This is a genomic window from Neisseria sp. P0008.S002 (genome assembly GCF_051962805.1).
Taxonomy (GTDB): Bacteria; Pseudomonadota; Gammaproteobacteria; order Burkholderiales; family Neisseriaceae; genus Neisseria; species Neisseria perflava.
The window spans coordinates 47,724-68,857 of sequence record NZ_JBQCUY010000007.1; the positions used below are offsets into that span (position 1 = coordinate 47,724).

A 21,134-nucleotide genomic window follows, 5' to 3' on the forward strand; every position below is an offset into this window, starting at 1 on the left:
TGAGGGATATTGATAAATGGCAAACCAAAAAATCCGTATCCGCCTGAAAGCTTATGATTACAGTCTGATTGACCGTTCTGCGCAAGAAATCGTTGAAACTGCCAAACGTACTGGCGCTGTTGTTAAAGGTCCGATTCCTTTGCCAACTAAAATCGAACGTTTCAACATCTTGCGTTCTCCTCACGTGAATAAAACTTCTCGTGAACAATTGGAAATCCGTACCCACTTGCGTCTGATGGACATCGTGGACTGGACTGACAAAACTACTGATGCACTGATGAAACTGGATCTTCCAGCGGGTGTGGATGTAGAAATTAAAGTTCAATAAGAACTGAAAAACCGAACAGCTTGGCTGTTCGGTTTTTTTATAGAATTCTTAGGCCGTCTGAAAATTGTCAGACATTTGGCAACGCTTCATCCGAAAAAAATGATGGTTTTAAGAAGTTAAATTGAAATTTTTGTTGATATTTCTTTGATTTGTCAATTATAATGGTGGACTTGGTACATCCGTATCAAGTTTAACTTTGTCTGAAAGGCAGGCCAATCGTAGCCCGCCCCTTTACTTAAAAGGAAAATAATCATGACTTTAGGTCTGGTTGGACGCAAAGTTGGTATGACTCGCGTGTTCGACGAACAGGGTGTTTCTGTTCCGGTAACTGTTTTGGATATGTCTGCCAACCGCGTTACACAAGTGAAATCCAAAGATACTGACGGCTACACTGCTGTACAAGTTACCTTTGGTCAGAAAAAAGCTAATCGTGTCAACAAAACTGAAGCCGGTCACTTTGCTAAAGCGAGTGTTGAAGCTGGTCGCGGTTTGGTTGAGTTTGCTTTGACTGAAGAAAAGCTGGCTGAATTAAAAGTCGGTGATGAAATTACCGTTTCTATGTTTGAAGTTGGTCAATTGGTAGATGTAACCGGTACCTCTAAAGGTAAAGGTTTCTCTGGTACGATCAAACGTCATAACTTCGGTGCTCAACGTACTTCCCACGGTAACTCCCGTTCTCACCGTGTTCCTGGTTCTATCGGTATGGCACAAGACCCTGGTCGCGTGTTCCCTGGTAAACGTATGGCAGGTCAATACGGTAACACTAAAGCAACTGTTCAAAAATTGGAAGTTGTGCGTGTTGATGCTGAACGCCAACTCTTGTTGGTTAAAGGTGCTGTTCCGGGTTCGGTTAACAGCGACGTCGTGGTTCGTCCTAGCGTGAAAGTAGGTGCGTAATGGAATTGAAAGTAATTGACGCTAAAGGACAAGTATCTGGCAGCTTGGCTGTTTCTGATGCTTTGTTTGCTCGTGAATACAATGAAGCTCTGGTTCACCAACTGGTTACTGCTTACTTGGCAAATGCCCGTTCTGGTAATCGTGCTCAAAAGACTCGTGCCGAAGTAAACCACTCTACTAAAAAACCATGGCGCCAAAAAGGTACCGGTCGTGCTCGTTCCGGTATGACTTCTTCTCCGCTGTGGCGTAAAGGTGGTCGTGCATTCCCAAACAAACCTGACGAAAACTTCACTCAAAAAGTGAACCGTAAAATGTACCGTGCCGGTATGGCGACTATTTTGTCCCAATTGGCTCGTGATGAACGTTTGTTTGCAATCGAAGCATTGACTGCTGAAACTCCTAAAACCAAAGTTTTTGCTGAACAAGTGAAAAATTTGGGTTTGGAGCAAGTTCTGTTTGTAACTAAACAGCTCGACGAGAATGTTTACTTGGCTTCACGCAACTTGCCTAACGTATTGGTTTTGGAAGCTCAACAAGTTGATCCTTACAGCTTGCTGCGTTACAAAAAAGTCGTTATCACTAAAGATGCAGTTGCACAATTAGAGGAGCAATGGGTATGAATCAACAACGTTTGACTCAAGTAATCTTGGCACCTATCGTTTCTGAAAAAAGCAACGTATTGGCTGAAAAACGTAACCAAATGACGTTTAAAGTTTTGGCAAATGCAACAAAACCTGAAATTAAAGCGGCTGTTGAGCTGCTGTTCGGCGTTCAAGTTGCAGACGTTACTACTGTTACCATTAAAGGTAAAGTTAAACGTTTTGGTCGCACTTTAGGTCGTCGCAGCGATGTTAAAAAGGCTTATGTAAGCTTGGCTGCCGGTCAAGAGTTGGATTTGGAAGCCGCTGCTGCAGCTGCAGATAAGGAATAAACAAAATGGCAATCGTTAAAATGAAGCCGACCTCTGCAGGCCGTCGCGGCATGGTTCGCGTGGTAACAGAAGGTTTGCACAAAGGTGCACCTTATGCACCTCTGCTAGAAAAGAAAAATTCTACTGCCGGTCGTAACAACAATGGTCATATCACTACCCGTCATAAAGGTGGTGGCCATAAACATCATTACCGCGTTGTAGATTTTAAACGTAACAAAGACGGTATCCCTGCAAAAGTAGAGCGTATCGAATATGACCCTAACCGTACTGCATTTATCGCACTGTTGTGCTATGCAGATGGTGAGCGTCGCTACATCATTGCTCCTCGTGGTATTCAAGCCGGTGCAGTATTGGTTTCCGGTGCTGAGGCTGCTATCAAAGTAGGTAACACTTTGCCGATCCGCAATATTCCTGTTGGTACAACTATTCACTGTATCGAAATGAAACCAGGTAAAGGTGCGCAAATTGCGCGTTCTGCTGGTGCTTCTGCGGTATTGCTTGCAAAAGAAGGTGCTTACGCTCAAGTTCGTTTGCGTTCTGGTGAAGTACGCAAAATTAGCGTAAATTGCCGTGCAACTATCGGTGAAGTTGGTAACGAAGAACAAAGCCTCAAAAAAATCGGTAAAGCTGGTGCTAACCGCTGGCGTGGTATTCGTCCGACCGTTCGTGGTGTTGTAATGAACCCTGTTGATCACCCGCATGGTGGTGGTGAAGGCCGTACTGGTGAAGCTCGCGAACCGGTTAGCCCATGGGGTACTCCTGCTAAGGGCTACCGCACTCGTAATAACAAACGCACGGATAACATGATTGTTCGTCGTCGTTACTCAAATAAAGGTTAATTAGTATGGCTCGTTCATTAAAAAAAGGCCCATATGTAGACCTGCATTTGCTGAAAAAAGTAGATGCTGCTCGTGCAAGCAACGACAAACGCCCAATTAAAACTTGGTCACGTCGTTCTACCATTTTGCCTGATTTCATTGGTCTGACTATCGCTGTACACAACGGTCGCACTCACGTGCCTGTGTTTATCAGTGACAACATGGTTGGTCATAAATTAGGTGAGTTCTCATTGACCCGTACCTTTAAAGGCCACTTGGCCGATAAAAAGGCTAAAAAGAAATAAGGTGAATCATGAGAGTAAGTGCACAACATAAAAACGCCCGTATTTCAGCTCAAAAAGCTCGTTTGGTAGCTGATTTGATTCGTGGTAAAGACGTTGCCCAAGCTTTGAATATCTTGGCATTCAGCCCTAAAAAAGGTGCTGAGCTGATTAAAAAAGTATTGGAATCAGCAATCGCCAATGCCGAACACAACAATGGTGCAGACATTGACGAACTGAAAGTGGTAACTATCTTTGTTGACAAAGGTCCAAGCTTGAAACGTTTTCAAGCTCGTGCCAAAGGTCGCGGTAACCGCATCGAGAAACAAACTTGTCATATTAACGTGACAGTGGGCAACTAAGGAAAAGCTATGGGACAAAAGATTAACCCTACAGGCTTTCGCCTGGCGGTAACTAAAGACTGGTCTTCAAAATGGTTTGCTAAAAGCACCGACTTTTCTACTGTTTTGAAACAAGATATTGATGTTCGTAACTACTTGCGTAAAAAACTGGCTAATGCTTCAGTTGGTCGCGTAGTGATCGAGCGTCCTGCTAAATCTGCACGTATTACTATTCACTCTGCTCGTCCAGGTGTGGTTATTGGTAAAAAAGGTGAGGATATTGAAATCTTGAAGCGTGACTTGCAAACTCTGATGGGTGTGCCTGTTCATGTAAATATTGAAGAGATTCGTCGTCCTGAATTGGATGCACAAATCATTGCTGATGGTATTGCCCAGCAGCTTGAAAAACGTGTTCAATTCCGTCGCGCTATGAAACGTGCAATGCAAAATGCAATGCGTTCTGGTGCTAAAGGCATCAAGATCATGACTTCAGGTCGTCTGAATGGTGCTGATATCGCTCGTAGCGAATGGTACCGTGAAGGTCGTGTGCCTTTGCATACTTTGCGTGCGAACGTAGATTATGCAACTAGCGAAGCGCACACTACTTATGGTGTACTGGGTCTGAAAGTTTGGGTTTATACAGAAGGTAATATTAAATCTTCTAAACCTGAGCATGAGAAGAAACAAAGAAAGGCAGGTGGACGTAATGCTGCAGCCAACTAGACTGAAATATCGCAAGCAACAAAAAGGTCGTAATACCGGTATTGCTACTCGCGGTAACAAAGTAAGTTTCGGTGAGTTCGGTTTGAAAGCCGTAGGTCGTGGTCGTTTGACTGCCCGCCAAATCGAAGCTGCTCGTCGTACTATGACTCGTCATATTAAACGTGGCGGTCGTATTTGGATTCGTGTATTCCCTGATAAACCAATTACTGAAAAACCTATCCAAGTTCGTATGGGTGGCGGTAAAGGTAATGTGGAATATTACATTGCTGAAGTTAAACCAGGCAAAGTATTGTACGAAATGGACGGTGTTCCTGAGTCTTTGGCTCGTGAAGCATTTGAATTGGCCGCTGCCAAATTGCCTATTCCTACAACCTTTGTAGTAAGACAGGTGGGTCAATAATGAAAGCAAATGAATTGAAAGACAAATCTATTGAGCAATTAAACTCTGATTTGTTGGACTTGTTGAAAGCTCAGTTTGGCTTACGCATGCAAAATGCAACCGGTCAGTTGGGTAAATCTAGCGAGTTGAAACGTGTACGTCGCGATATTGCTCGTATTAAAACCATTTTAACTGAAAAAGGTGCTAAGTAATGAGCGAAGCTAAAAATGTTCGTACTTTGCAAGGCAAAGTGGTAAGCGACAAAATGGACAAAACTGTTACAGTATTGGTTGAACGTAAGGTTAAACACCCTCTGTACGGTAAAATTATTCGTTTATCAACTAAAATCCATGCCCATGATGAAAACAATCAATATGGCATTGGTGATGTAGTGGTAATCGAGGAATCTCGTCCTTTGTCAAAAACCAAGTCTTGGGTTGTAAAGGAATTGGTTGAGAAAGCCCGTACTGTTTGATTTAAAACACAGTAATGCAGCTTAATAAGAAACGAAGTCTTGCAGCAAAGTTAATTTGCGTGTAAACTTCGTTTCTTATCTTCCAGCTTCTTATGGAAGTTTCTCTCCCTTCGGGATCCAAGACTGGTTTACTAGAACCGTGATGGTTTCATTTAATAAGCAGCTTAAAGTAAGGTGCGAGTTATATGAAAGTGGTAAATTAAGTTGGTTAATTTAAAGGTACTAATATGATTCAAATGCAGACCATCTTAGATGTGGCTGATAACTCTGGTGCGCGTCGCGTAATGTGCATCAAAGTATTAGGCGGATCTAAGCGTCGCTACGCTTCTGTTGGCGACATTATTAAAGTTGCAGTTAAAGATGCAGCCCCGCGTGGTCGTGTCAAAAAAGGTGATGTATACAATGCGGTAGTTGTTCGTACTGCTAAAGGTGTGCGTCGTCCTGATGGTGCGTTAATTAAATTCGATAACAATGCTGCTGTGTTGTTGAATAATAAACTTGAACCTCTGGGTACCCGTATTTTTGGTCCGGTAACCCGTGAATTGCGTACTGAGCGATTTATGAAAATCGTTTCATTGGCGCCTGAAGTATTATAAGGAATAGCGCGATGAATAAAATCATTAAAGGCGATCAGGTTGTAGTGATTACCGGTAAAGATAAAGGTAAGCAAGGTCAAGTAGTTCGAGTATTGGGTGATAAAGTTGTTGTTGAGGGTGTTAATGTTGTAAAACGCCATCAAAAACCTAATCCAATGCGTGGTATTGAGGGTGGCATTATTGCTAAAGAAATGCCTTTAGATATTTCTAATATTGCAATCCTGAATCCGGAAACTAATAAAGCTGACCGTGTTGGTATTAAGCTGATTGAAAATGAAGGCAAAGTTAAACGCGTTCGTTTCTTCAAATCAAATGGCTCTATCATTGGAGCATAAGGAGATAACATGGCTCGTTTGAGAGAGTTTTATAAAGATACAGTTGTTCCTGAATTGGTTAAACAATTTGGTTACAAATCAGTAATGGAAGTTCCACGTATTGAAAAAATCACCTTAAATATGGGTGTAGGTGAAGCTGTTGCTGATAAAAAAGTAATGGAGCATGCTGTTTCTGATTTAGAGAAAATTGCTGGTCAAAAACCAGTTGTTACTGTTGCTCGTAAATCTATCGCAGGTTTTAAAATCCGTGATAACTATCCAGTTGGTTGCAAAGTAACATTGCGTCGTGATCAAATGTTTGAATTCTTAGATCGTTTGATTACTATTGCATTGCCTCGCGTACGTGACTTCCGCGGTGTAAGCGGTAAATCATTTGATGGTCGTGGCAATTACAATATGGGCGTTCGTGAGCAAATTATTTTCCCGGAAATTGAATACGATAAAATCGATGCTTTGCGTGGTTTGAATATTACTATTACAACTACTGCAAAAACTGATGAAGAAGCGAAAGCTTTGTTGTCACTGTTCAAGTTTCCGTTTAAAGGATAATCATGGCTAAGAAAGCACTTATTAATCGTGAGCTGAAACGTCAAGCATTGGCGAAAAAGTTTGCAGCTAAACGTGAGGCAATTTTCGCTGTTATTAATGATGCTAATGCGACTGAAGAAGAACGTTTTGAGGCACGTTTGAAATTTCAATCCATTCCTCGTAATGCAGCACCTGTACGTCAACGTCGTCGTTGTGCTTTAACAGGTCGTCCTCGTGGCACTTTCCGTAAATTTGGTTTGGGCCGTATTAAAATCCGTGAAATCGCTATGCGTGGCGAGATCCCTGGTGTTGTTAAAGCTAGCTGGTAATAGGAGTATAAATAATGAGTATGCATGATCCTATTTCCGATATGTTGACTCGTATTCGCAATGCGCAACGTGCTAATAAAGCAGCAGTTGCCATGCCTTCTTCTAAACTGAAATGTGCAATTGCAAAAGTTCTGAAAGAAGAAGGTTATATCGAGGATTTTGCGGTTTCTGCTGATGCAAAACCGGTATTGGAAATTCAATTGAAATACTATGCAGGTCGTCCTGTGATTGAGCAAATTAAACGTGTTTCACGTCCAGGTTTGCGTATTTACAAAGCATCAAGTGAGATCCCTAGCGTAATGAATGGCCTGGGTGTCGCTATTGTTAGTACTTCTAAAGGTGTAATGACTGATCGCAAAGCCCGTTCTGAGGGTGTTGGTGGTGAGTTGTTGTGCATCGTAGCCTAGTGGAGAAAAGTAAATGTCACGCGTCGCAAAAAACCCAGTGACTGTTCCTGCTGGTGTAGAAGTAAAATTCGGAACAGATGCATTGGTTATCAAAGGTAAAAACGGCGAATTGTCTTTTCCTTTGCATTCCGATGTTGCTATTGAACTGAACGATGGTAAATTGACTTTTGCTGCAAAAAATGACAGTAAACAGGCTAATGCTATGTCTGGTACTGCTCGTGCATTGGTTAATAACATGGTTAAGGGTGTTTCTGAAGGTTTTGAGAAAAAACTTCAATTGATTGGTGTGGGTTATCGTGCCCAAGCTCAGGGCAAAGTTTTGAACTTGTCTTTGGGTTTCTCTCATCCAATCGTATACGAAATGCCTGAAGGTGTTTCTGTTCAAACTCCTAGCCAAACAGAAATCGTTTTGACTGGTGCAGATAAACAAGTGGTTGGCCAAGTCGCTGCTGAAATTCGTGCATTCCGTTCTCCTGAGCCTTATAAAGGTAAAGGTGTTCGTTATGTGGGTGAAGTAGTAGTGATGAAAGAAGCCAAGAAAAAATAATTGAGGTTCACTAATGGATAAACATACAACCCGACTCCGTCGTGCACGCAAAACCCGTGCGCGTATTGCGGACTTGAAAATGGTAAGATTATGTGTGTTCCGCAGCAATAATCATATTTATGCTCAAGTAATTAGTGCTGAAGGTGATAAAGTATTGGCTCAAGCCTCTACATTGGAAGCTGAAGTACGTAGTAGCCTGAAATCAGGTAGTAACGTTGAAGCAGCAGCTGTAGTTGGTAAGCGTATTGCTGAAAAAGCTAAAGCAGTGGGTGTTGAAAAAGTTGCTTTTGACCGTTCAGGTTTCCAATATCACGGTCGTGTGAAAGCTTTGGCTGAAGCTGCACGTGAAAATGGTTTAAGCTTCTAATATTTGGAGACTTTCAGATGGCAAAACATGAAATTGAAGAACGCGGTGACGGCCTGATTGAAAAGATGGTCGCAGTTAATCGCGTGACTAAAGTAGTTAAAGGTGGCCGTATCATGGCTTTCTCTGCACTGACTGTTGTTGGTGATGGTGATGGTCGCATCGGTATGGGCAAAGGTAAATCAAAAGAAGTACCAGTTGCTGTTCAAAAAGCAATGGATCAAGCTCGACGCTCTATGATTAAAGTACCTTTGAAAAACGGTACTATTCATCATGAAGTTATTGGTCGTCATGGTGCTACTAAGGTATTTATGCAACCTGCTAAAGAAGGTAGCGGTGTGAAAGCTGGTGGTCCAATGCGTTTAGTATTTGATGCTATGGGTATTCATAACATTTCAGCTAAAGTACATGGTTCTACTAATCCTTACAATATTGTACGCGCTACATTAGACGGTTTGTCTAAATTGTATACCCCTGCTGATATTGCTGCTAAACGTGGCTTGACAGTAGAAGATATTTTGGGAGCTAACCATGACTAAGCAAAAAAAGATTAAAGTTACATTGGTTAAGAGCCTGATCGGTACAATTGAATCTCATCGTGCATGTGCTCGCGGTTTAGGTTTGCGCCGTCGTGAACATACTGTAGAGGTTTTGGATACCCCTGAAAACCGTGGCATGATCAATAAAATCAGCTACTTGTTGAAAGTGGAGTCTTAATATGTTTTTGAATACTATTCAACCTGCTGAGGGTGCTACTCACGCTAGTCGTCGTGTAGGCCGTGGTATTGGTAGCGGCTTGGGTAAGACAGGTGGTCGTGGTCATAAAGGTCAAAAAAGCCGTTCTGGTGGCTTCCACAAGGTAGGTTTTGAAGGCGGTCAAATGCCTTTGCAACGTCGTCTGCCGAAACGTGGTTTCAAATCTTTGACTGCGGCCGCTAATGCTGAAGTTCGTTTGAGTGAATTGAATCTGATTGCTGTGAACGAGATTGATGTCTTGGTTCTTAAACAAGCTGGTCTGATTCCTGCAACTGCTTCTAATGTAAAAGTTATTGCTTCTGGTGAAATCTCAAAAGCAGTTACCTTGAAAGGTGTAAAAGCTACTAAAGGTGCTAAAGCTGCTATTGAAGCTGCCGGTGGTAAAGTAGAAGAATAAGGCTTGCACTACAGTGGCTAATCAACAATCTTTATCAGGATTATCCAAATTTGGTGATCTGAAAAAACGTCTGGTGTTCCTTTTAGGTGCTTTAGTCGTTTTCCGTATTGGTGCTCATATACCGGTACCGGGCGTAGATGCTGTTGCATTAGCTAAGTTATACGAAGGCGCTGCAAACGGCATATTCGGAATGTTAAATATGTTCTCGGGTGGTTCGTTGGAGCGCTTTAGTATATTTGCAATTGGTATCATGCCTTATATTTCATCGTCGATTATTGTTCAGCTTGCTTCTGAAATTGTTCCTTCTTTAAAAGCTTTAAAGAAGGAAGGTGAGGCTGGTAGGAAAATAATTACGAAATATACTAGGTATGGGACGGTATTATTGGCTGTATTGCAAAGCTTTGGTGTTGCAACATTTGTTTATCAACAAGGTGTTGTTGTAACGAGTTCGCTTGAGTTTCATATTTCTACAGTGGTCTGTTTGGTTACAGGTACTATGTTTCTGATGTGGTTAGGGGAGCAAATTACCGAGCGTGGTATTGGTAATGGTATTTCTTTAATTATTACAGCAGGCATTGTATCGGGTATCCCATCCGGTATTGTTCGGTTATTAACTTTGACTGAACAAGGCTCTATGAGTATGTTGATGGCGGTATCAATTGTGATTGGTATTTTGCTGTTGATCTATGCTGTAGTTTATTTTGAGAGTGCTCAGCGTAAAGTTCCTGTGCATTATGCTAAAAGACAGTTTGGCTCTGGAATAATGCCGGGACAAAGCATTCATATGCCGTTCAAGCTAAATATGGCAGGTGTTATTCCTCCTATTTTTGCTTCCAGTATTATTTTATTTCCATCTACACTTTTAGGTTGGTTTGGTTCAAATAGTACGAATTCTGTTCTTCATAAGGTTGCTGCAATGCTGCAACACGGACAGCCTTTGTATATTGGATTGTTTGCAACAACTATTATCTTCTTCTGCTATTTCTATACTGCTTTAGTATTTAGCCCTAAAGAAATGGCTGAGAATTTGAAGAAAAGTGGTGCATTTGTACCTGGTATTCGCCCAGGTGAGCAAACTTCTAGATATTTGGAAAAAGTTGTACTGAGACTAACATTATTTGGTGCTTTGTATATCACTACAATCTGTCTGATACCTGAATTTTTAACGACAGCATTGAATGTACCTTTCTATTTAGGCGGAACATCTTTGCTTATCTTGGTTGTCGTTACAATGGATTTTAGGACGCAAATCAATTCCTACGTAATGAGCAGTCAGTATGAAGATTTGATGAGTCGTCCAGATATGAAATCTTTATCACGTAAGTAGGCTTATGGCTAAAGAAGATACCATACAGATGCAGGGTGAAATCCTTGAGACTTTGCCCAATGCAACGTTTAAAGTAAAACTGGAAAATGATCATGTAGTACTTGGTCATATCTCTGGAAAAATGCGAATGCACTATATCCGTATTTCTCCAGGTGATAAGGTAACAGTTGAATTAACTCCTTATGATTTAACCCGTGCTCGGATTGTTTTCCGAGCAAGATAAACGATAAAAGGAAATAAAATGCGTGTACAACCTTCTGTAAAGAAAATTTGTCGCAATTGCAAGATTATTCGTCGTAATCGTGTAGTTCGCGTAATTTGTACTGACCCACGTCACAAACAACGTCAAGGTTAAGAAGCTAGTTTTCTTAACTATTGATTTTGTGGTATAGTGACATACTTTGCCCTAAAAAGGAAAAAATATGGCTCGTATTGCAGGGGTAAATATCCCTAATAATGCCCATATCGTAATTGGCCTTCAGGCTATTTATGGTATTGGTGCGACTCGTGCTAAATTGATTTGTGAGGCAGCAAATATTGCTCCTACTACTAAAGCAAAAGATTTGGACGAGGCTCAATTAGACGCTTTGCGTGAGCAAGTTGCTAAATATGAAGTTGAAGGCGATTTGCGTCGTGAAGTAACGATGAGCATTAAACGACTGATGGATATGGGTTGCTATCGCGGCTTCCGTCATCGTCGTGGCTTGCCTTGTCGTGGTCAACGCACTCGCACAAATGCTCGTACCCGTAAAGGTCCGCGCAAAGCGATTGCCGGTAAGAAATAAATTTTAAGGAATTTGATTAATGGCTAAAGCAAACACAGCTTCGCGTGTACGTAAAAAAGTACGTAAAACCGTAAGCGAAGGTATTGTGCACGTTCATGCATCTTTCAACAATACCATCATTACAATCACTGACCGTCAAGGCAATGCATTGTCTTGGGCTACCTCTGGCGGCGCTGGTTTTAAAGGTTCTCGTAAAAGTACACCATTTGCAGCACAAGTTGCAGCAGAAGCAGCTGGTAAAGTTGCCCAAGAGTATGGCGTTAAAAATTTAGAAGTCCGCATTAAAGGCCCTGGCCCTGGTCGCGAATCTTCTGTACGTGCTTTAAACGCTCTTGGTTTCAAGATTACCAGCATTACTGACGTTACCCCGTTGCCTCATAACGGTTGCCGTCCGCCTAAAAAACGTCGTATTTAATATTGGAGTGATTTAAAACATGGCACGTTATATTGGCCCTAAATGTAAATTAGCACGTCGCGAAGGTACGGATCTGTTTTTGAAGAGTGCACGTCGCTCTTTGGATTCAAAATGTAAAATGGATTCTGCACCTGGTCAGCACGGTGCGAAAAAACCACGTTTGTCAGACTACGGTTTGCAATTGCGTGAAAAACAAAAAATCCGTCGTATTTATGGTGTGTTAGAACGCCAATTCCGTCGTTACTTTGCGGAAGCTGATCGTCGTAAAGGTTCTACCGGTGAATTGCTGTTGCAATTGCTGGAGTCCCGTTTGGATAATGTCGTTTATCGTATGGGTTTTGGCTCTACCCGCGCTGAAGCACGTCAATTGGTTTCTCATAAAGCTATCGTTGTAAACGGTCAGGTTGTTAATATCCCTTCTTTCCAAGTTAAAGCAGGCGATGTTGTAGCTGTTCGTGAAAAAGCTAAGAAACAAGTACGTATCCAAGAGGCATTGAGCTTGGCTACTCAAATTGGCTTGCCAAGCTGGGTATCTGTTGATGCCGACAAATTGGAAGGTGTATTCAAAAATATGCCGGATCGCTCAGAATTGTCTGGCGATATTAATGAACAGCTGGTGGTAGAGTTCTACTCTAAATAATGCTAGCTCAATGAGGGACAGTTAAATGCAAAATAGCACAACCGAATTTTTGAAACCTCGTCAAATCGATGTAGATACCTTGTCTTCTACTCGAGCTAAGGTGTCTATGCAGCCATTTGAGCGTGGTTTTGGTCATACTTTAGGTAATGCTTTGCGTCGTATCTTACTGTCATCCATGAATGGCTTTGCCCCAACTGAAGTAGTTATTTCTGGCGTATTGCACGAATACTCTACTATTGATGGTGTTCAGGAGGATGTTGTTGACGTTCTCTTGAACATTAAAGGTATCGTATTCAAGCTTCACGGTCGTAACCAAGTTCAGTTGACTTTGAAGAAAACAGGTGCCGGTGCAGTTGTAGCCGGTGATATTGATTTGCCACACGATGTGGAAATCATCAATCCTGAACATGTTATTTGCCACTTGGCTGACAATGGCCAAATCGACATGGAAATTAAAGTAGAGCAAGGTCGTGGTTATCAGTCTGTTTCAGGCCGTCGCGTATTGCGTGATGAGAACAAACAGATTGGTGCGATTCAGTTGGATGCGAGCTTTTCGCCCATCAGTCGTGTTAGCTTTGAAGTTGAACCTGCACGCGTAGAGCAACGCACGGATTTGGATAAATTGGTTTTGGATATTGAAACCAATGGTTCTATTGATCCAGAAGAAGCTGTACGTAGTGCCGCACGTATCTTAATTGACCAAATGTCTATTTTTGCAGATCTGCAAGGTACTCCGGTTGAAGAGGTTGAAGAAAAAGCACCTCCTATCGATCCTATCTTGCTGCGTCCTGTAGATGATTTGGAATTAACCGTACGTTCAGCTAATTGTCTGAAAGCTGAAGATATTTACTATATTGGCGATTTGATTCAACGTACTGAAACCGAGCTTCTCAAGACCCCTAATTTGGGTCGTAAATCTTTGAATGAGATCAAAGAAGTGTTGGCCTCTAAAGGTCTGACATTAGGTTCCAAATTAGAAGCTTGGCCGCCTGTAGGCTTAGAAAAGCCGTAAGTTTGAAGATTAAAGGATAATGACATGCGTCATCGTAATGGCAACCGCAAATTAAACCGTACTAGCAGCCACCGTGCTGCGATGCTGCGCAATATGGCGAATTCCTTGTTGACTCACGAAACCATCGTGACAACTTTGCCTAAAGCAAAAGAATTGCGCCGCGTAGTTGAGCCCTTGATTACCTTGGGTAAAAAACCTTCTTTGGCAAACCGTCGTTTGGCTTTTGACCGCACTCGCGATCGTGATGTTGTAGTTAAATTGTTTGACGAATTGGGTCCACGCTTTGCTGCTCGTAACGGCGGCTATATTCGTGTACTGAAATACGGTTTCCGTAAAGGCGACAATGCTCCTTTGGCATTGGTTGAATTGGTTGATAAAGCAGCTGATTCTGCTGAATAAGCAAATTAATATGAAAGCACTACCTGTTTAGGTGGTGCTTTTTTATTTGGATAGACCCTTTCTCATTTCGCAGTGCTACAATACTTCAACGGGAAACCCTTATTCTATAAGGGTTTCCCGTTTTATTTTGTCTAAAAAAGCAGCCTTAAAATAATAATAGTTGGTCGGAATTTACCCTTTTTTCTTGGATTTTCAGCTCTCCCAACAGCAGTTTCATGGTGGTATATTGCTTTTCTGTTACTTCCAAACAGCGGATTGAGCCTTCTTGCGGTAGGTTTGCACATAGCCTATTGTGGTGTTTTTGCAACGAATCTCGACCTTTGACAATACGGCTGTATACGGAAAGTTGGAGCATTTGGTATCCATCTTTTAAAGGAACTGGCGGAATTGATTGGCGGCTTTGCGCTTGGCCGCCGTGGTAACAGGTAGGTCGAAGAAGACGATAATCCTCATAAATTTAGCCTCACTCATATTGGTATTCTTTCAATGGCAAGATTTCGGGCAGTTTCAGCTGTTTAGCGTTTTTGTTAGTTACGCTGGCTTGAAATGAAGAAATCATTTTGTCGATGGCAGCCAAGGTGCTGAAATGTTGCCGTTCGATGCAGATTTGATAGTGAAGGATCTTGATAAGGTTTTGTTTGAGGTTGGGTGTCAGTTCAGTTTTCAGACGGCCTTGTTTATGCAAATGTATAACGACCAGGTCGGCCAATGGGCGTAAGGGTTCGAGAAAGTCATCGGCGAGGTTGAATGGATTTAGTTCGCTCCTATGAAACAAGCCTAATGCAGGCAACCAACCATATAAGGTCAGGGCGCGTGCTACTGCTGCACGGAGTACGGCGTAGGTGTAGTTCAATGCGGCATTGACGTACGGGTAAACTTTTCCCCAAAGAGGGCTTGGAAGTAGAGGGCGGCAGCTTGGGCTTCACGGTTTCCTGTATCGCCTGAACGGACTTCGACTGCCAAAGTGCGCAGCCGTTTGGTTGCAAGATCATTGCCTGTTTCGTCTGCGACAAATGCTTGATTTAGGATTTTTTGGCGGACGATATGTTGCCAGAGTTGCTTTTTTAAGGGTTCGCTTATATTCAGTTGCAGCTTGAGGATTTTAAGTTGGCGGTGATATTGGGCATAAGGCAGCCATTGTCCGTAGGGTAGGAATTGCTCATCACATGTCAGCAGGGTTGCACTATGATCGGCTAAGGCTGATAAGAGCGGGGCGGTAATTAGGGTTTCGCGGTTTTCGATGATGATAACGGCGATGTCTTCTAATGGTACGGTATGGGACTCGCCGTTTTGTTGAATCAGCAGTTGCCGGCGTTGTAAGGATAATTTACCGCCGTTTTGAATGAGCAGGCTGCGCCAAGTCATGTTTTTCCCCTTATTTTTTATAAAAAATCCCTGCTTCAGGCCGTCTGAAACAGGGATAGATTAATTTAACGGACAGGTGGGCGTTTTTTCAGACGGCATGGTCTGATTTCTTTGCCGAGTTCGTCGATTTGGTATTTTGGGAATGAAAGGGCGGTTTTGACACCGATTCGATATATGCCGTCTTCGTCGAATTTTTGCAGCAGAATCCGTTGTTTTTTACTGCGAGGAAAACGGCTGGTTTCAACACGCGCTTTAAATTCCTGCCATTCGCGGCTGTTGTCTTTGCCGTTGAAGTATTCGTAAGGGGTTTGATTACCTTTGTTTTGGTTTTCGCTGCCCAATACCAGCACTTTATTGTTGAAACTGTCGTCCCATGTGCGCGAGAACGGCAGGGCATGGTCGATTTCGATATAGCCTTTTTCGTTCAGACGGCCTAGGTTGATTTCTTTGCCCGAATACAGGCATTTGCCGTGTTGTTGCTCGTACAGGCGCAGTTTCAGAATATCTTTGGATTTGGGTTCGCCGACAAAATTGGGGAAATACTCTCGGAACTTAGCGGCGGCTTTTTCCCGGTCTTTACGGTTTTCTTCTTGGCGTTTTTCGATTTCTTTGCGGTCTTTAAACGATTTGCCTACTTCCCTTGCCGTTTCAATATGGATACGTGCAGGGGAGCCGTACCGGCGTACAACGGCATTTATGACTTTTCTGGCTTGAGATAAGGCGCGCAAGACGACGGGGTTGCGGATTTCGTCGGCGGGAATCGGCGGCAGATAAATCTTTTCTTCCGCATTTTTCTTGCCGTAATGGTCTCCGTAGATTTCGGCGCAGGCTTCATCGTAACGTTTGCCTTGCTCCATTAGAGGCACAATTCGGCGCAATGCTTTCAAGGAAATTTGGACGAACTTGTCGAAGCTGATGTGTTTTAACAGCGCTTCTAAAATTTCGGGCTGAACACGGTCTTTCAGACGGCCTGTAATGTCTTCATCGGTTTTGAACAGGGAGAATGCCGTGCCGATTTCGTCTTGTAATTCGGGAGAAAGGTTTAATGGGGATTTTTTGTCTTTCAATCCTTCTTTTTCCAGCGCACGGCTGATGGCATGGTAGGCCTTCATTTCCATCAATGTTGAGGCTTCGGCATTGTCTTTACCATAGCGCAAGCCTTTGAAAAAGGCGGTATCTTCTAAACCCAGCAGCTTACGGGCTTGTGCGTAAGTCAGTTTGGATTTTCTGTATGGCTCGTCCATAAGCGTGGCGCGTTCGGTAGTGGTCAATGGCCGCTCGCTGCCTTGCTCTAAAATACGCAGGTTGTTCAGCTTGGTCAGCCAGATGAAACGTCCGGCGGTGTAGGTGTTTTTAGCGGCTTTCGGCTCTGTCGGCTCAAAGGTGCAATACCCCAACATTTTTTGAACAGCATCGCCAGACAGGGCAGGGCGTTGCGCCATCAGCAGGGTTTCAATACCTTCTTTAAGGCCGTCTGAAACATGCGGATTGCCGAATTCTTTTTGTTTTTCAAACAGTAAATTCAGCTCTGCTTGTAAATCTTTGCGGTTGAACGTATGCGAATAATCGCCGCGTTGGTTGCGGATATGGCCGCTTTCTTTCTCAAATTTATTTAAAGCTAATTCGGCTGGTGTGCGGAAATTGCCTGTTTGTAAGGCATGGGCATTGTCGGCTACGCCTTTAAGCAAAGCGCCAAGCTCCTTATCGGCAGTTTCGCCCTCGTTTTTTCTTTGCGACAAATAGCCGCGATGTTTGATTAAATGCAACAAGACTGCCGACCACTCCAAAGGCGTCAGTTTGCGATCTAATGCGGCTGCGCGAAGTTGCCATGGTGTATTCGGTAAGGATTTAATCAAGCCGTTTTCATCAAAATCGGCGGCTTGTAATACGCCTTCGCGTTTCAATAGGCGACGGGCCCGAAGCAGGCGATGGGCGCGACGGCGGGTCAGGCGGCGGACGCTGCGTGCCAAGCGTCTCGCTGCTGCGAGAGAGTCGCCTGTTTTCGGTACTTCCGCACGCTCAAATACGCGCACGCCTAAATCAATCAGGCGGATGGGGTTTTCTTCTTCATCAATTTCTACCATTGCCCAGCCGACGGATGCGATGCCGATATCGAGGCCGAGGATGTAGTTGATTGGGTTGGGTTTGAATGCAGCCATCAGTTTCTCCGTAATGTGATGTTTGGTAAGTATAAATATATCCTAGGTAAGTATTACCATGCAAATGAAATGCTTGACTGGGTGCCGATTTGGAATTAGAATCTGTCCATATTGTTGCACTGCGAAATGAGAAACGTTGCTACAATAAGGCCGTCTGAAAAGATGTGCCGCAACGCTCTGCCCCTTAAGGCTTCTGCTTTAAGGGGCATCGTTTTGTCTAAATGGCAGGGATTAAAAAGGCCGTCTGAAGTTTCAGACGGCCTTTGGTTTTACCAGATATCGGATTTGATTTTGCGTTTCAAGCCCGGGTGTTCAGAGAGTTTGAACTCTGGGTCTTTGCCCATTTTCAGCTTGGCTGTGTAGTCTTTCAACAGCAGGAAGGCAAGTGGTGACAGGAGCAGGATGGCAACGAGGTTAATCCATGCCATGATGCCCATGGCCATGTCTGCCATATCCCATACCAAGGGTACGTTGGCAACTGCGCCGAAGTAGACCCATGCCAAAACCAGCATACGGAAAACGGCGGTAACCAGCCAATGGCTCTTGATGAATTGGACGTTGGACTCGGCATAGGCATAGTTGCCGATAACGGTTGAAAAGGCAAACATAAACAGGATGGCAGCAAGGAAGCCCGCTCCCCATTCGCCTACCTGGCTGACGATTGCCGCTTGGGTCAGCGCCGCACCGCTCAGGTCGCCGTAAGGCTGTTGATAGGTCAAGACGATAAAGGCGGTGCATGAGCAGACGATGATGGTATCGACGAAAACGCCCAGCATTTGAATCATGCCTTGGGAGACGGGGTGTTTTACTTCGGCTGCGGCTGCGGCGTTCGGCGCGGAACCCATACCCGCCTCATTGGAATACAGGCCGCGTTTGATACCCTGCATCATGGTGGTCGAAATCAGACCGCCGAGGAAACCGCCTGCAGCCGAATCAAAGTTGAACGCGTTGGAGAAAATCTGACCGAACACGTCAGGAATCAGGGAAATATTGGTAGCAATGATGAAGAGTGCTATGACGAGATATAAAACCGCCATCAGTGGAACGATAATTTCCGCGGCTTTAGATACGCGACGGATACCGCCGAAGATAATAGGGGCAGTCAGAATGACCAGGGCGACACCGACATAGTGTTGATCCCAGCCCCATGCCGCTTTGGTGGTATCGGCGATGGTATTGGTCTGTACGGCTTCAAATACAAAGCCGAAACAGAAAATCAGGCTCAGGGCGAACAAAACGCCCAGCCATTTTTGTCCCAGGCCTTGAGTTATGTAGTAGGCAGGACCGCCGCGGAAGTGGTGGTTGTCGTAGTCCCGGACTTTAAAGAGTTGGGCCAGTGAAGATTCGACAAACGCCGAACTCATGCCGATTAAGGCGGTTACCCACATCCAGAATACCGCGCCCGGCCCGCCGAGTTTGATGGCAATCGCCACACCGGCGATGTTGCCTACGCCTACGCGGCTGGCCAAGCCGGTAACGAATGCTTGGAACGGTGTGATTCCGTGCGGATCATCACCTTGTTTGCGGCCACTCAGCATTTCTTTGATACTGCGGCCGAAGAGGCGGAATTGTACAAAACCGGTGGTAACGGTGAAAAAGAGGCCTACGCCTAAAAGCATATATACCAACCCCGACCACATTGGGTCGTTGATGGCGTTTACCCAGCCGTGAAGCTGTTCGAAAAATTGATCCATACAAACCTTTCAGAGTTTCTGCATTTTCAGACGGCCTGTGTGTGTGGGCTGTCTGTAATTGGATGTATTCTAGCAGACTGTCAACAAACTGAAAAACGTTTACATATTCTTTTTTATATTATCTTTTTGATTATCATGGAATTTTATTATTATGGTGTAAAGGATTTATCGATTTAAACTCTTCCGTTTTACATATTTAAACAAAAAGGCCGTCTGAAAACAGAGTCTTGTTTTCAGACGGCCTTGATTTTATTTCAATGCGTTATTCGGGACGCATTTGTGGGAACAGAATTACGTCGCGGATGGTTTGCGAATCGGTCAGCAACATTACCAAGCGGTCGATACCGATGCCGCAGCCGCCGGTCGGCGGCAGGCCGAATTCCATGGCGCGGATGTAGTCGGCATCATAGTGCATGGCTTCGTCGTCGCCGGCATCTTTTTGCGCCACTTGCGCTTTGAAGCGTTCGGCTTGGTCTTCCGGATCGTTCAACTCAGAGTAACCGTTTGCCAGTTCGCGGCCGACAACGAAAAGCTCGAAGCGTTCGGTCAAACCTGGTTTGCTGTCGGATGCGCGTGCCAATGGCGACACTTCGACAGGGTAGTCGATGATGAAAGTCGGGTTCCACAGTTTGCCCTCGGCGCAACCTTCAAACAGGGCAAGTTGCAGGCTGCCGATACCTGGAGAAGGAGGCAAGCTTTCGCCGTGTTTGACGATTTCTTTTTTCAGCCATTCTTCATCGTTCAACTGCTCATCGGTGTAGTGCGGATTGTATTTTTTGATGGCACCGAGAATGGTCAGGCGTTCAAACGGGCTTTCCAAATCGACTTCTTTTCCGTTGTAGCTGATTTTTGCTGTGCCGTTTACTGCGCGGGAAGCGTTGCGGATGATGTCTTCCGCCATTTGCATCATGCGTTCGTAGTCGGAGAAGGCTTCGTAGAATTCGATCATGGTGAATTCAGGGTTGTGGCGTACGGACATGCCCTCGTTACGGAAGCTGCGGTTGATTTCAAACACGCGTTCCAAGCCGCCGACAACCAAGCGTTTCAGATACAGCTCGGGAGCGATACGCAGATAGAGCGGAATGTCCAAGGCATTGTGGTGGGTAACGAACGGTTTTGCCGTCGCACCGCCCGGAATCGGGTGCATCATTGGGGTTTCAACTTCCAAATAATGCTCGTTGACCATGAAATTGCGCACGGATTGGATGATTTGGCTGCGTTTGATGAAGGTATTGCGTGATTCTTCGTTGGCAATCAAATCGACGTAGCGTTGACGGTATTTGGTTTCCTGATCGCTCAAACCTTTGTGTTTGTCCGGCAGAGGGCGCAGGGATTTGGATAGCAGGCGGATGTTGGACACGCGCACGGTCAATTCGCCGTGGTTGGTTTTGAACAAAGTACCTTCCGCGCCGACGATGTCGCCCAAGTCCCAGTGGTTGAAGTCGTCCAAAACTTCTTGGCTCACACCTTTGTTGTTCAGATAAAGCTGGATTTGACCGGTAACGTCTTGAATGGTGGCGAAGCTGGCTTTGCCCATTTGACGTTTGAGCATCATGCGGCCGGCTACTTTGACGGGAATGCCTTGCGGGTCGAGTTCTTCTTTGCTGATTTCACCGTATTGGGTATGCAGGTCGGCGGCGAAGCTGTCGCGTTTGAAATCGTTAGGGTAGGCGTTGCGTTCTTTGCGGATGTTGTGCAGTTTCTCGCGGCGCAGGGCGATGATTTGGTTTTCGTCCAACTGCGGCTCGATTTGAGGATTGTTTTGTTCGCTCATGGTGTTTTCCGGAAAAATAAGTCAGGCTGCCGGAGTGTTCAGACGGCCTGAATAAAGTGAAAAATTGGCTCTATTTTACGCGATGTCGGTATTTTTTTCTATAAAGCCAGAAAGGCCGTCTGAAACCTGAAA

Annotated in this window: 31 protein-coding genes and 3 pseudogenes; 29 read left to right on the top strand and 5 right to left on the bottom strand. The window is 44.3% G+C overall.

From position 1 onward, the window contains the following. Positions 1 to 16 precede the first annotated feature (16 nt). The 29 genes from rpsJ to rplQ all read left to right on the top strand — a co-directional run bounded on the left by rpsJ (position 17) and on the right by rplQ (position 14,010). Positions 17 to 328 (top strand): 30S ribosomal protein S10, encoded by a 312-nt coding sequence (rpsJ, locus tag ACTHSA_RS08625; protein ID WP_002642322.1) that lies wholly within the window; start codon positions 17 to 19, stop codon positions 326 to 328. Positions 329 to 580: 252 nt separating this feature from the next. Next, positions 581 to 1,225 carry a 50S ribosomal protein L3 gene (gene rplC, locus ACTHSA_RS08630; protein ID WP_004520188.1) on the top strand — a complete coding sequence of 215 codons (645 nt, stop codon included), beginning with the start codon at positions 581 to 583 and terminating at the stop codon, positions 1,223 to 1,225. Beyond that, a complete protein-coding gene (rplD, locus tag ACTHSA_RS08635) occupies positions 1,225 to 1,845 on the top strand; it encodes a 50S ribosomal protein L4 (protein WP_003684798.1) in 621 nt (206 codons plus the stop codon). Before rplC ends, rplD begins: the two co-directional genes overlap by 1 nt. Continuing rightward, positions 1,842 to 2,156 carry a 50S ribosomal protein L23 gene (gene rplW / locus ACTHSA_RS08640; RefSeq protein ID WP_002243944.1) on the top strand — a complete coding sequence of 105 codons (315 nt, stop codon included), beginning with the start codon at positions 1,842 to 1,844 and terminating at the stop codon, positions 2,154 to 2,156. The genes rplD and rplW overlap by 4 nt, the downstream gene beginning before the upstream one ends. A 5-nt stretch (positions 2,157 to 2,161) precedes the next feature. Next, entirely contained in the window at positions 2,162 to 2,995 is an 834-nt protein-coding gene (rplB, locus tag ACTHSA_RS08645) for a 50S ribosomal protein L2 (RefSeq protein WP_003684813.1), read from the top strand. A 5-nt stretch (positions 2,996 to 3,000) separates the two neighbouring features. Then, positions 3,001 to 3,279 (top strand): 30S ribosomal protein S19, encoded by a 279-nt coding sequence (gene rpsS, locus ACTHSA_RS08650; RefSeq protein WP_002215422.1) that lies wholly within the window; start codon positions 3,001 to 3,003, stop codon positions 3,277 to 3,279. A gap of 8 nt (positions 3,280 to 3,287) precedes the next feature. Beyond that, a complete protein-coding gene (gene rplV, locus ACTHSA_RS08655; protein ID WP_003749277.1) occupies positions 3,288 to 3,617 on the top strand; it encodes a 50S ribosomal protein L22 in 330 nt (109 codons plus the stop codon). A 9-nt stretch (positions 3,618 to 3,626) separates the two neighbouring features. Further along, on the top strand, positions 3,627 to 4,319 hold the full coding sequence (rpsC, locus tag ACTHSA_RS08660) for a 30S ribosomal protein S3 (RefSeq protein WP_004520189.1): 693 nt from the start codon (positions 3,627 to 3,629) through the stop codon (positions 4,317 to 4,319). After that, positions 4,303 to 4,719, top strand: coding sequence for a 50S ribosomal protein L16 (gene rplP, locus ACTHSA_RS08665; RefSeq protein WP_003684741.1), 417 nt, complete (start codon positions 4,303 to 4,305; stop codon positions 4,717 to 4,719). Before rpsC ends, rplP begins: the two co-directional genes overlap by 17 nt. Further along, complete coding sequence (gene rpmC, locus ACTHSA_RS08670) at positions 4,719 to 4,910, top strand: 50S ribosomal protein L29 (RefSeq protein WP_003684705.1); 192 nt, start codon at positions 4,719 to 4,721, stop codon at positions 4,908 to 4,910. Before rplP ends, rpmC begins: the two co-directional genes overlap by 1 nt. After that, a complete protein-coding gene (gene rpsQ / locus ACTHSA_RS08675) occupies positions 4,910 to 5,173 on the top strand; it encodes a 30S ribosomal protein S17 (protein ID WP_003684766.1) in 264 nt (87 codons plus the stop codon). Before rpmC ends, rpsQ begins: the two co-directional genes overlap by 1 nt. Before the next feature lie 227 nt (positions 5,174 to 5,400). Then, positions 5,401 to 5,769, top strand: a complete 369-nt coding sequence (rplN, locus tag ACTHSA_RS08680) for a 50S ribosomal protein L14 (protein ID WP_002215434.1) — start codon at positions 5,401 to 5,403, stop codon at positions 5,767 to 5,769. Between the two features lie 11 nt (positions 5,770 to 5,780). Continuing rightward, complete coding sequence (gene rplX / locus ACTHSA_RS08685) at positions 5,781 to 6,104, top strand: 50S ribosomal protein L24 (RefSeq protein ID WP_004520190.1); 324 nt, start codon at positions 5,781 to 5,783, stop codon at positions 6,102 to 6,104. A 9-nt stretch (positions 6,105 to 6,113) separates the two neighbouring features. After that, a complete protein-coding gene (gene rplE, locus ACTHSA_RS08690) occupies positions 6,114 to 6,653 on the top strand; it encodes a 50S ribosomal protein L5 (RefSeq protein WP_003684750.1) in 540 nt (179 codons plus the stop codon). Between the two features lie 2 nt (positions 6,654 to 6,655). Then, a complete protein-coding gene (rpsN, locus tag ACTHSA_RS08695) occupies positions 6,656 to 6,961 on the top strand; it encodes a 30S ribosomal protein S14 (protein WP_003684736.1) in 306 nt (101 codons plus the stop codon). Positions 6,962 to 6,975: 14 nt separating this feature from the next. Beyond that, positions 6,976 to 7,368 carry a 30S ribosomal protein S8 gene (gene rpsH / locus ACTHSA_RS08700; protein WP_003684738.1) on the top strand — a complete coding sequence of 131 codons (393 nt, stop codon included), beginning with the start codon at positions 6,976 to 6,978 and terminating at the stop codon, positions 7,366 to 7,368. Positions 7,369 to 7,381: 13 nt separating this feature from the next. After that, the gene (gene rplF / locus ACTHSA_RS08705) at positions 7,382 to 7,915 is read left to right on the top strand and encodes a 50S ribosomal protein L6 (protein WP_004464590.1); all 534 of its coding nucleotides are present in this window, start codon (positions 7,382 to 7,384) and stop codon (positions 7,913 to 7,915) included. A 13-nt stretch (positions 7,916 to 7,928) separates the two neighbouring features. Next, positions 7,929 to 8,282 (top strand): 50S ribosomal protein L18, encoded by a 354-nt coding sequence (rplR, locus tag ACTHSA_RS08710; protein WP_003749287.1) that lies wholly within the window; start codon positions 7,929 to 7,931, stop codon positions 8,280 to 8,282. Between the two features lie 17 nt (positions 8,283 to 8,299). After that, positions 8,300 to 8,818, top strand: a complete 519-nt coding sequence (gene rpsE / locus ACTHSA_RS08715) for a 30S ribosomal protein S5 (RefSeq protein WP_003684704.1) — start codon at positions 8,300 to 8,302, stop codon at positions 8,816 to 8,818. After that, the gene (gene rpmD, locus ACTHSA_RS08720; protein WP_440366956.1) at positions 8,811 to 8,996 is read left to right on the top strand and encodes a 50S ribosomal protein L30; all 186 of its coding nucleotides are present in this window, start codon (positions 8,811 to 8,813) and stop codon (positions 8,994 to 8,996) included. The genes rpsE and rpmD overlap by 8 nt, the downstream gene beginning before the upstream one ends. A gap of 1 nt (position 8,997) precedes the next feature. Next, positions 8,998 to 9,432, top strand: coding sequence for a 50S ribosomal protein L15 (rplO, locus tag ACTHSA_RS08725; protein WP_004520192.1), 435 nt, complete (start codon positions 8,998 to 9,000; stop codon positions 9,430 to 9,432). 13 nt (positions 9,433 to 9,445) lie between these two features. Next, the gene (gene secY / locus ACTHSA_RS08730; RefSeq protein WP_004520193.1) at positions 9,446 to 10,759 is read left to right on the top strand and encodes a preprotein translocase subunit SecY; all 1,314 of its coding nucleotides are present in this window, start codon (positions 9,446 to 9,448) and stop codon (positions 10,757 to 10,759) included. Between the two features lie 4 nt (positions 10,760 to 10,763). Beyond that, positions 10,764 to 10,982: a translation initiation factor IF-1 gene (gene infA / locus ACTHSA_RS08735; RefSeq protein WP_003684714.1), complete on the top strand. Its 219-nt coding sequence runs from the start codon at positions 10,764 to 10,766 to the stop codon at positions 10,980 to 10,982. Between the two features lie 18 nt (positions 10,983 to 11,000). Continuing rightward, positions 11,001 to 11,114 carry a 50S ribosomal protein L36 gene (gene rpmJ / locus ACTHSA_RS08740; RefSeq protein WP_003697674.1) on the top strand — a complete coding sequence of 38 codons (114 nt, stop codon included), beginning with the start codon at positions 11,001 to 11,003 and terminating at the stop codon, positions 11,112 to 11,114. Positions 11,115 to 11,181: 67 nt separating this feature from the next. Continuing rightward, a complete protein-coding gene (rpsM, locus tag ACTHSA_RS08745) occupies positions 11,182 to 11,544 on the top strand; it encodes a 30S ribosomal protein S13 (RefSeq protein WP_003749295.1) in 363 nt (120 codons plus the stop codon). A gap of 19 nt (positions 11,545 to 11,563) precedes the next feature. Beyond that, positions 11,564 to 11,959: a 30S ribosomal protein S11 gene (gene rpsK / locus ACTHSA_RS08750; RefSeq protein WP_002216249.1), complete on the top strand. Its 396-nt coding sequence runs from the start codon at positions 11,564 to 11,566 to the stop codon at positions 11,957 to 11,959. Between the two features lie 19 nt (positions 11,960 to 11,978). After that, positions 11,979 to 12,599 (top strand): 30S ribosomal protein S4, encoded by a 621-nt coding sequence (rpsD, locus tag ACTHSA_RS08755; protein ID WP_003749296.1) that lies wholly within the window; start codon positions 11,979 to 11,981, stop codon positions 12,597 to 12,599. A 25-nt stretch (positions 12,600 to 12,624) separates the two neighbouring features. After that, on the top strand, positions 12,625 to 13,611 hold the full coding sequence (locus tag ACTHSA_RS08760; protein WP_003684706.1) for a DNA-directed RNA polymerase subunit alpha: 987 nt from the start codon (positions 12,625 to 12,627) through the stop codon (positions 13,609 to 13,611). Positions 13,612 to 13,635: 24 nt separating this feature from the next. Then, positions 13,636 to 14,010, top strand: a complete 375-nt coding sequence (gene rplQ / locus ACTHSA_RS08765; RefSeq protein ID WP_039862272.1) for a 50S ribosomal protein L17 — start codon at positions 13,636 to 13,638, stop codon at positions 14,008 to 14,010. Positions 14,011 to 14,155: 145 nt separating this feature from the next. Here rplQ and cas2 read toward each other — a convergent pair. The 5 genes and pseudogenes from cas2 to lysS form a co-directional block, all read right to left on the bottom strand. After that, positions 14,156 to 14,481: pseudogene (gene cas2, locus ACTHSA_RS08770) on the bottom strand (CRISPR-associated endonuclease Cas2). Then, a pseudogene (cas1, locus tag ACTHSA_RS08775) lies at positions 14,474 to 15,375 on the bottom strand (type II CRISPR-associated endonuclease Cas1). The pseudogenes cas2 and cas1 overlap by 8 nt, the downstream one beginning before the upstream one ends. Positions 15,376 to 15,551: 176 nt before the next feature. Beyond that, positions 15,552 to 17,534: pseudogene (gene cas9, locus ACTHSA_RS08780) on the bottom strand (type II CRISPR RNA-guided endonuclease Cas9); the annotation flags it as partial. A gap of 269 nt (positions 17,535 to 17,803) precedes the next feature. After that, entirely contained in the window at positions 17,804 to 19,228 is a 1,425-nt protein-coding gene (locus ACTHSA_RS08785) for an alanine/glycine:cation symporter family protein (RefSeq protein ID WP_070624650.1), read from the bottom strand. Positions 19,229 to 19,490: 262 nt separating this feature from the next. Further along, complete coding sequence (lysS, locus tag ACTHSA_RS08790; RefSeq protein WP_049323415.1) at positions 19,491 to 21,002, bottom strand: lysine--tRNA ligase; 1,512 nt, start codon at positions 21,000 to 21,002, stop codon at positions 19,491 to 19,493. Positions 21,003 to 21,134 lie beyond the last annotated feature (132 nt).

Coding starts and splice junctions, on each gene's coding strand:
- rpsJ (WP_002642322.1), top strand. CDS start 17: ATGGCAAACCAAAAAATCCGTATCCGCCTGAAAGCTTATGATTACAGT.
- rplC (WP_004520188.1), top strand. CDS start 581: ATGACTTTAGGTCTGGTTGGACGCAAAGTTGGTATGACTCGCGTGTTC.
- rplD (WP_003684798.1), top strand. CDS start 1,225: ATGGAATTGAAAGTAATTGACGCTAAAGGACAAGTATCTGGCAGCTTG.
- rplW (WP_002243944.1), top strand. CDS start 1,842: ATGAATCAACAACGTTTGACTCAAGTAATCTTGGCACCTATCGTTTCT.
- rplB (WP_003684813.1), top strand. CDS start 2,162: ATGGCAATCGTTAAAATGAAGCCGACCTCTGCAGGCCGTCGCGGCATG.
- rpsS (WP_002215422.1), top strand. CDS start 3,001: ATGGCTCGTTCATTAAAAAAAGGCCCATATGTAGACCTGCATTTGCTG.
- rplV (WP_003749277.1), top strand. CDS start 3,288: ATGAGAGTAAGTGCACAACATAAAAACGCCCGTATTTCAGCTCAAAAA.
- rpsC (WP_004520189.1), top strand. CDS start 3,627: ATGGGACAAAAGATTAACCCTACAGGCTTTCGCCTGGCGGTAACTAAA.
- rplP (WP_003684741.1), top strand. CDS start 4,303: ATGCTGCAGCCAACTAGACTGAAATATCGCAAGCAACAAAAAGGTCGT.
- rpmC (WP_003684705.1), top strand. CDS start 4,719: ATGAAAGCAAATGAATTGAAAGACAAATCTATTGAGCAATTAAACTCT.
- rpsQ (WP_003684766.1), top strand. CDS start 4,910: ATGAGCGAAGCTAAAAATGTTCGTACTTTGCAAGGCAAAGTGGTAAGC.
- rplN (WP_002215434.1), top strand. CDS start 5,401: ATGATTCAAATGCAGACCATCTTAGATGTGGCTGATAACTCTGGTGCG.
- rplX (WP_004520190.1), top strand. CDS start 5,781: ATGAATAAAATCATTAAAGGCGATCAGGTTGTAGTGATTACCGGTAAA.
- rplE (WP_003684750.1), top strand. CDS start 6,114: ATGGCTCGTTTGAGAGAGTTTTATAAAGATACAGTTGTTCCTGAATTG.
- rpsN (WP_003684736.1), top strand. CDS start 6,656: ATGGCTAAGAAAGCACTTATTAATCGTGAGCTGAAACGTCAAGCATTG.
- rpsH (WP_003684738.1), top strand. CDS start 6,976: ATGAGTATGCATGATCCTATTTCCGATATGTTGACTCGTATTCGCAAT.
- rplF (WP_004464590.1), top strand. CDS start 7,382: ATGTCACGCGTCGCAAAAAACCCAGTGACTGTTCCTGCTGGTGTAGAA.
- rplR (WP_003749287.1), top strand. CDS start 7,929: ATGGATAAACATACAACCCGACTCCGTCGTGCACGCAAAACCCGTGCG.
- rpsE (WP_003684704.1), top strand. CDS start 8,300: ATGGCAAAACATGAAATTGAAGAACGCGGTGACGGCCTGATTGAAAAG.
- rpmD (WP_440366956.1), top strand. CDS start 8,811: ATGACTAAGCAAAAAAAGATTAAAGTTACATTGGTTAAGAGCCTGATC.
- rplO (WP_004520192.1), top strand. CDS start 8,998: ATGTTTTTGAATACTATTCAACCTGCTGAGGGTGCTACTCACGCTAGT.
- infA (WP_003684714.1), top strand. CDS start 10,764: ATGGCTAAAGAAGATACCATACAGATGCAGGGTGAAATCCTTGAGACT.
- rpmJ (WP_003697674.1), top strand. CDS start 11,001: ATGCGTGTACAACCTTCTGTAAAGAAAATTTGTCGCAATTGCAAGATT.
- rpsM (WP_003749295.1), top strand. CDS start 11,182: ATGGCTCGTATTGCAGGGGTAAATATCCCTAATAATGCCCATATCGTA.
- rpsK (WP_002216249.1), top strand. CDS start 11,564: ATGGCTAAAGCAAACACAGCTTCGCGTGTACGTAAAAAAGTACGTAAA.
- rpsD (WP_003749296.1), top strand. CDS start 11,979: ATGGCACGTTATATTGGCCCTAAATGTAAATTAGCACGTCGCGAAGGT.
- ACTHSA_RS08760 (WP_003684706.1), top strand. CDS start 12,625: ATGCAAAATAGCACAACCGAATTTTTGAAACCTCGTCAAATCGATGTA.
- rplQ (WP_039862272.1), top strand. CDS start 13,636: ATGCGTCATCGTAATGGCAACCGCAAATTAAACCGTACTAGCAGCCAC.
- ACTHSA_RS08785 (WP_070624650.1), bottom strand. CDS start 19,228: ATGGATCAATTTTTCGAACAGCTTCACGGCTGGGTAAACGCCATCAAC.
- lysS (WP_049323415.1), bottom strand. CDS start 21,002: ATGAGCGAACAAAACAATCCTCAAATCGAGCCGCAGTTGGACGAAAAC.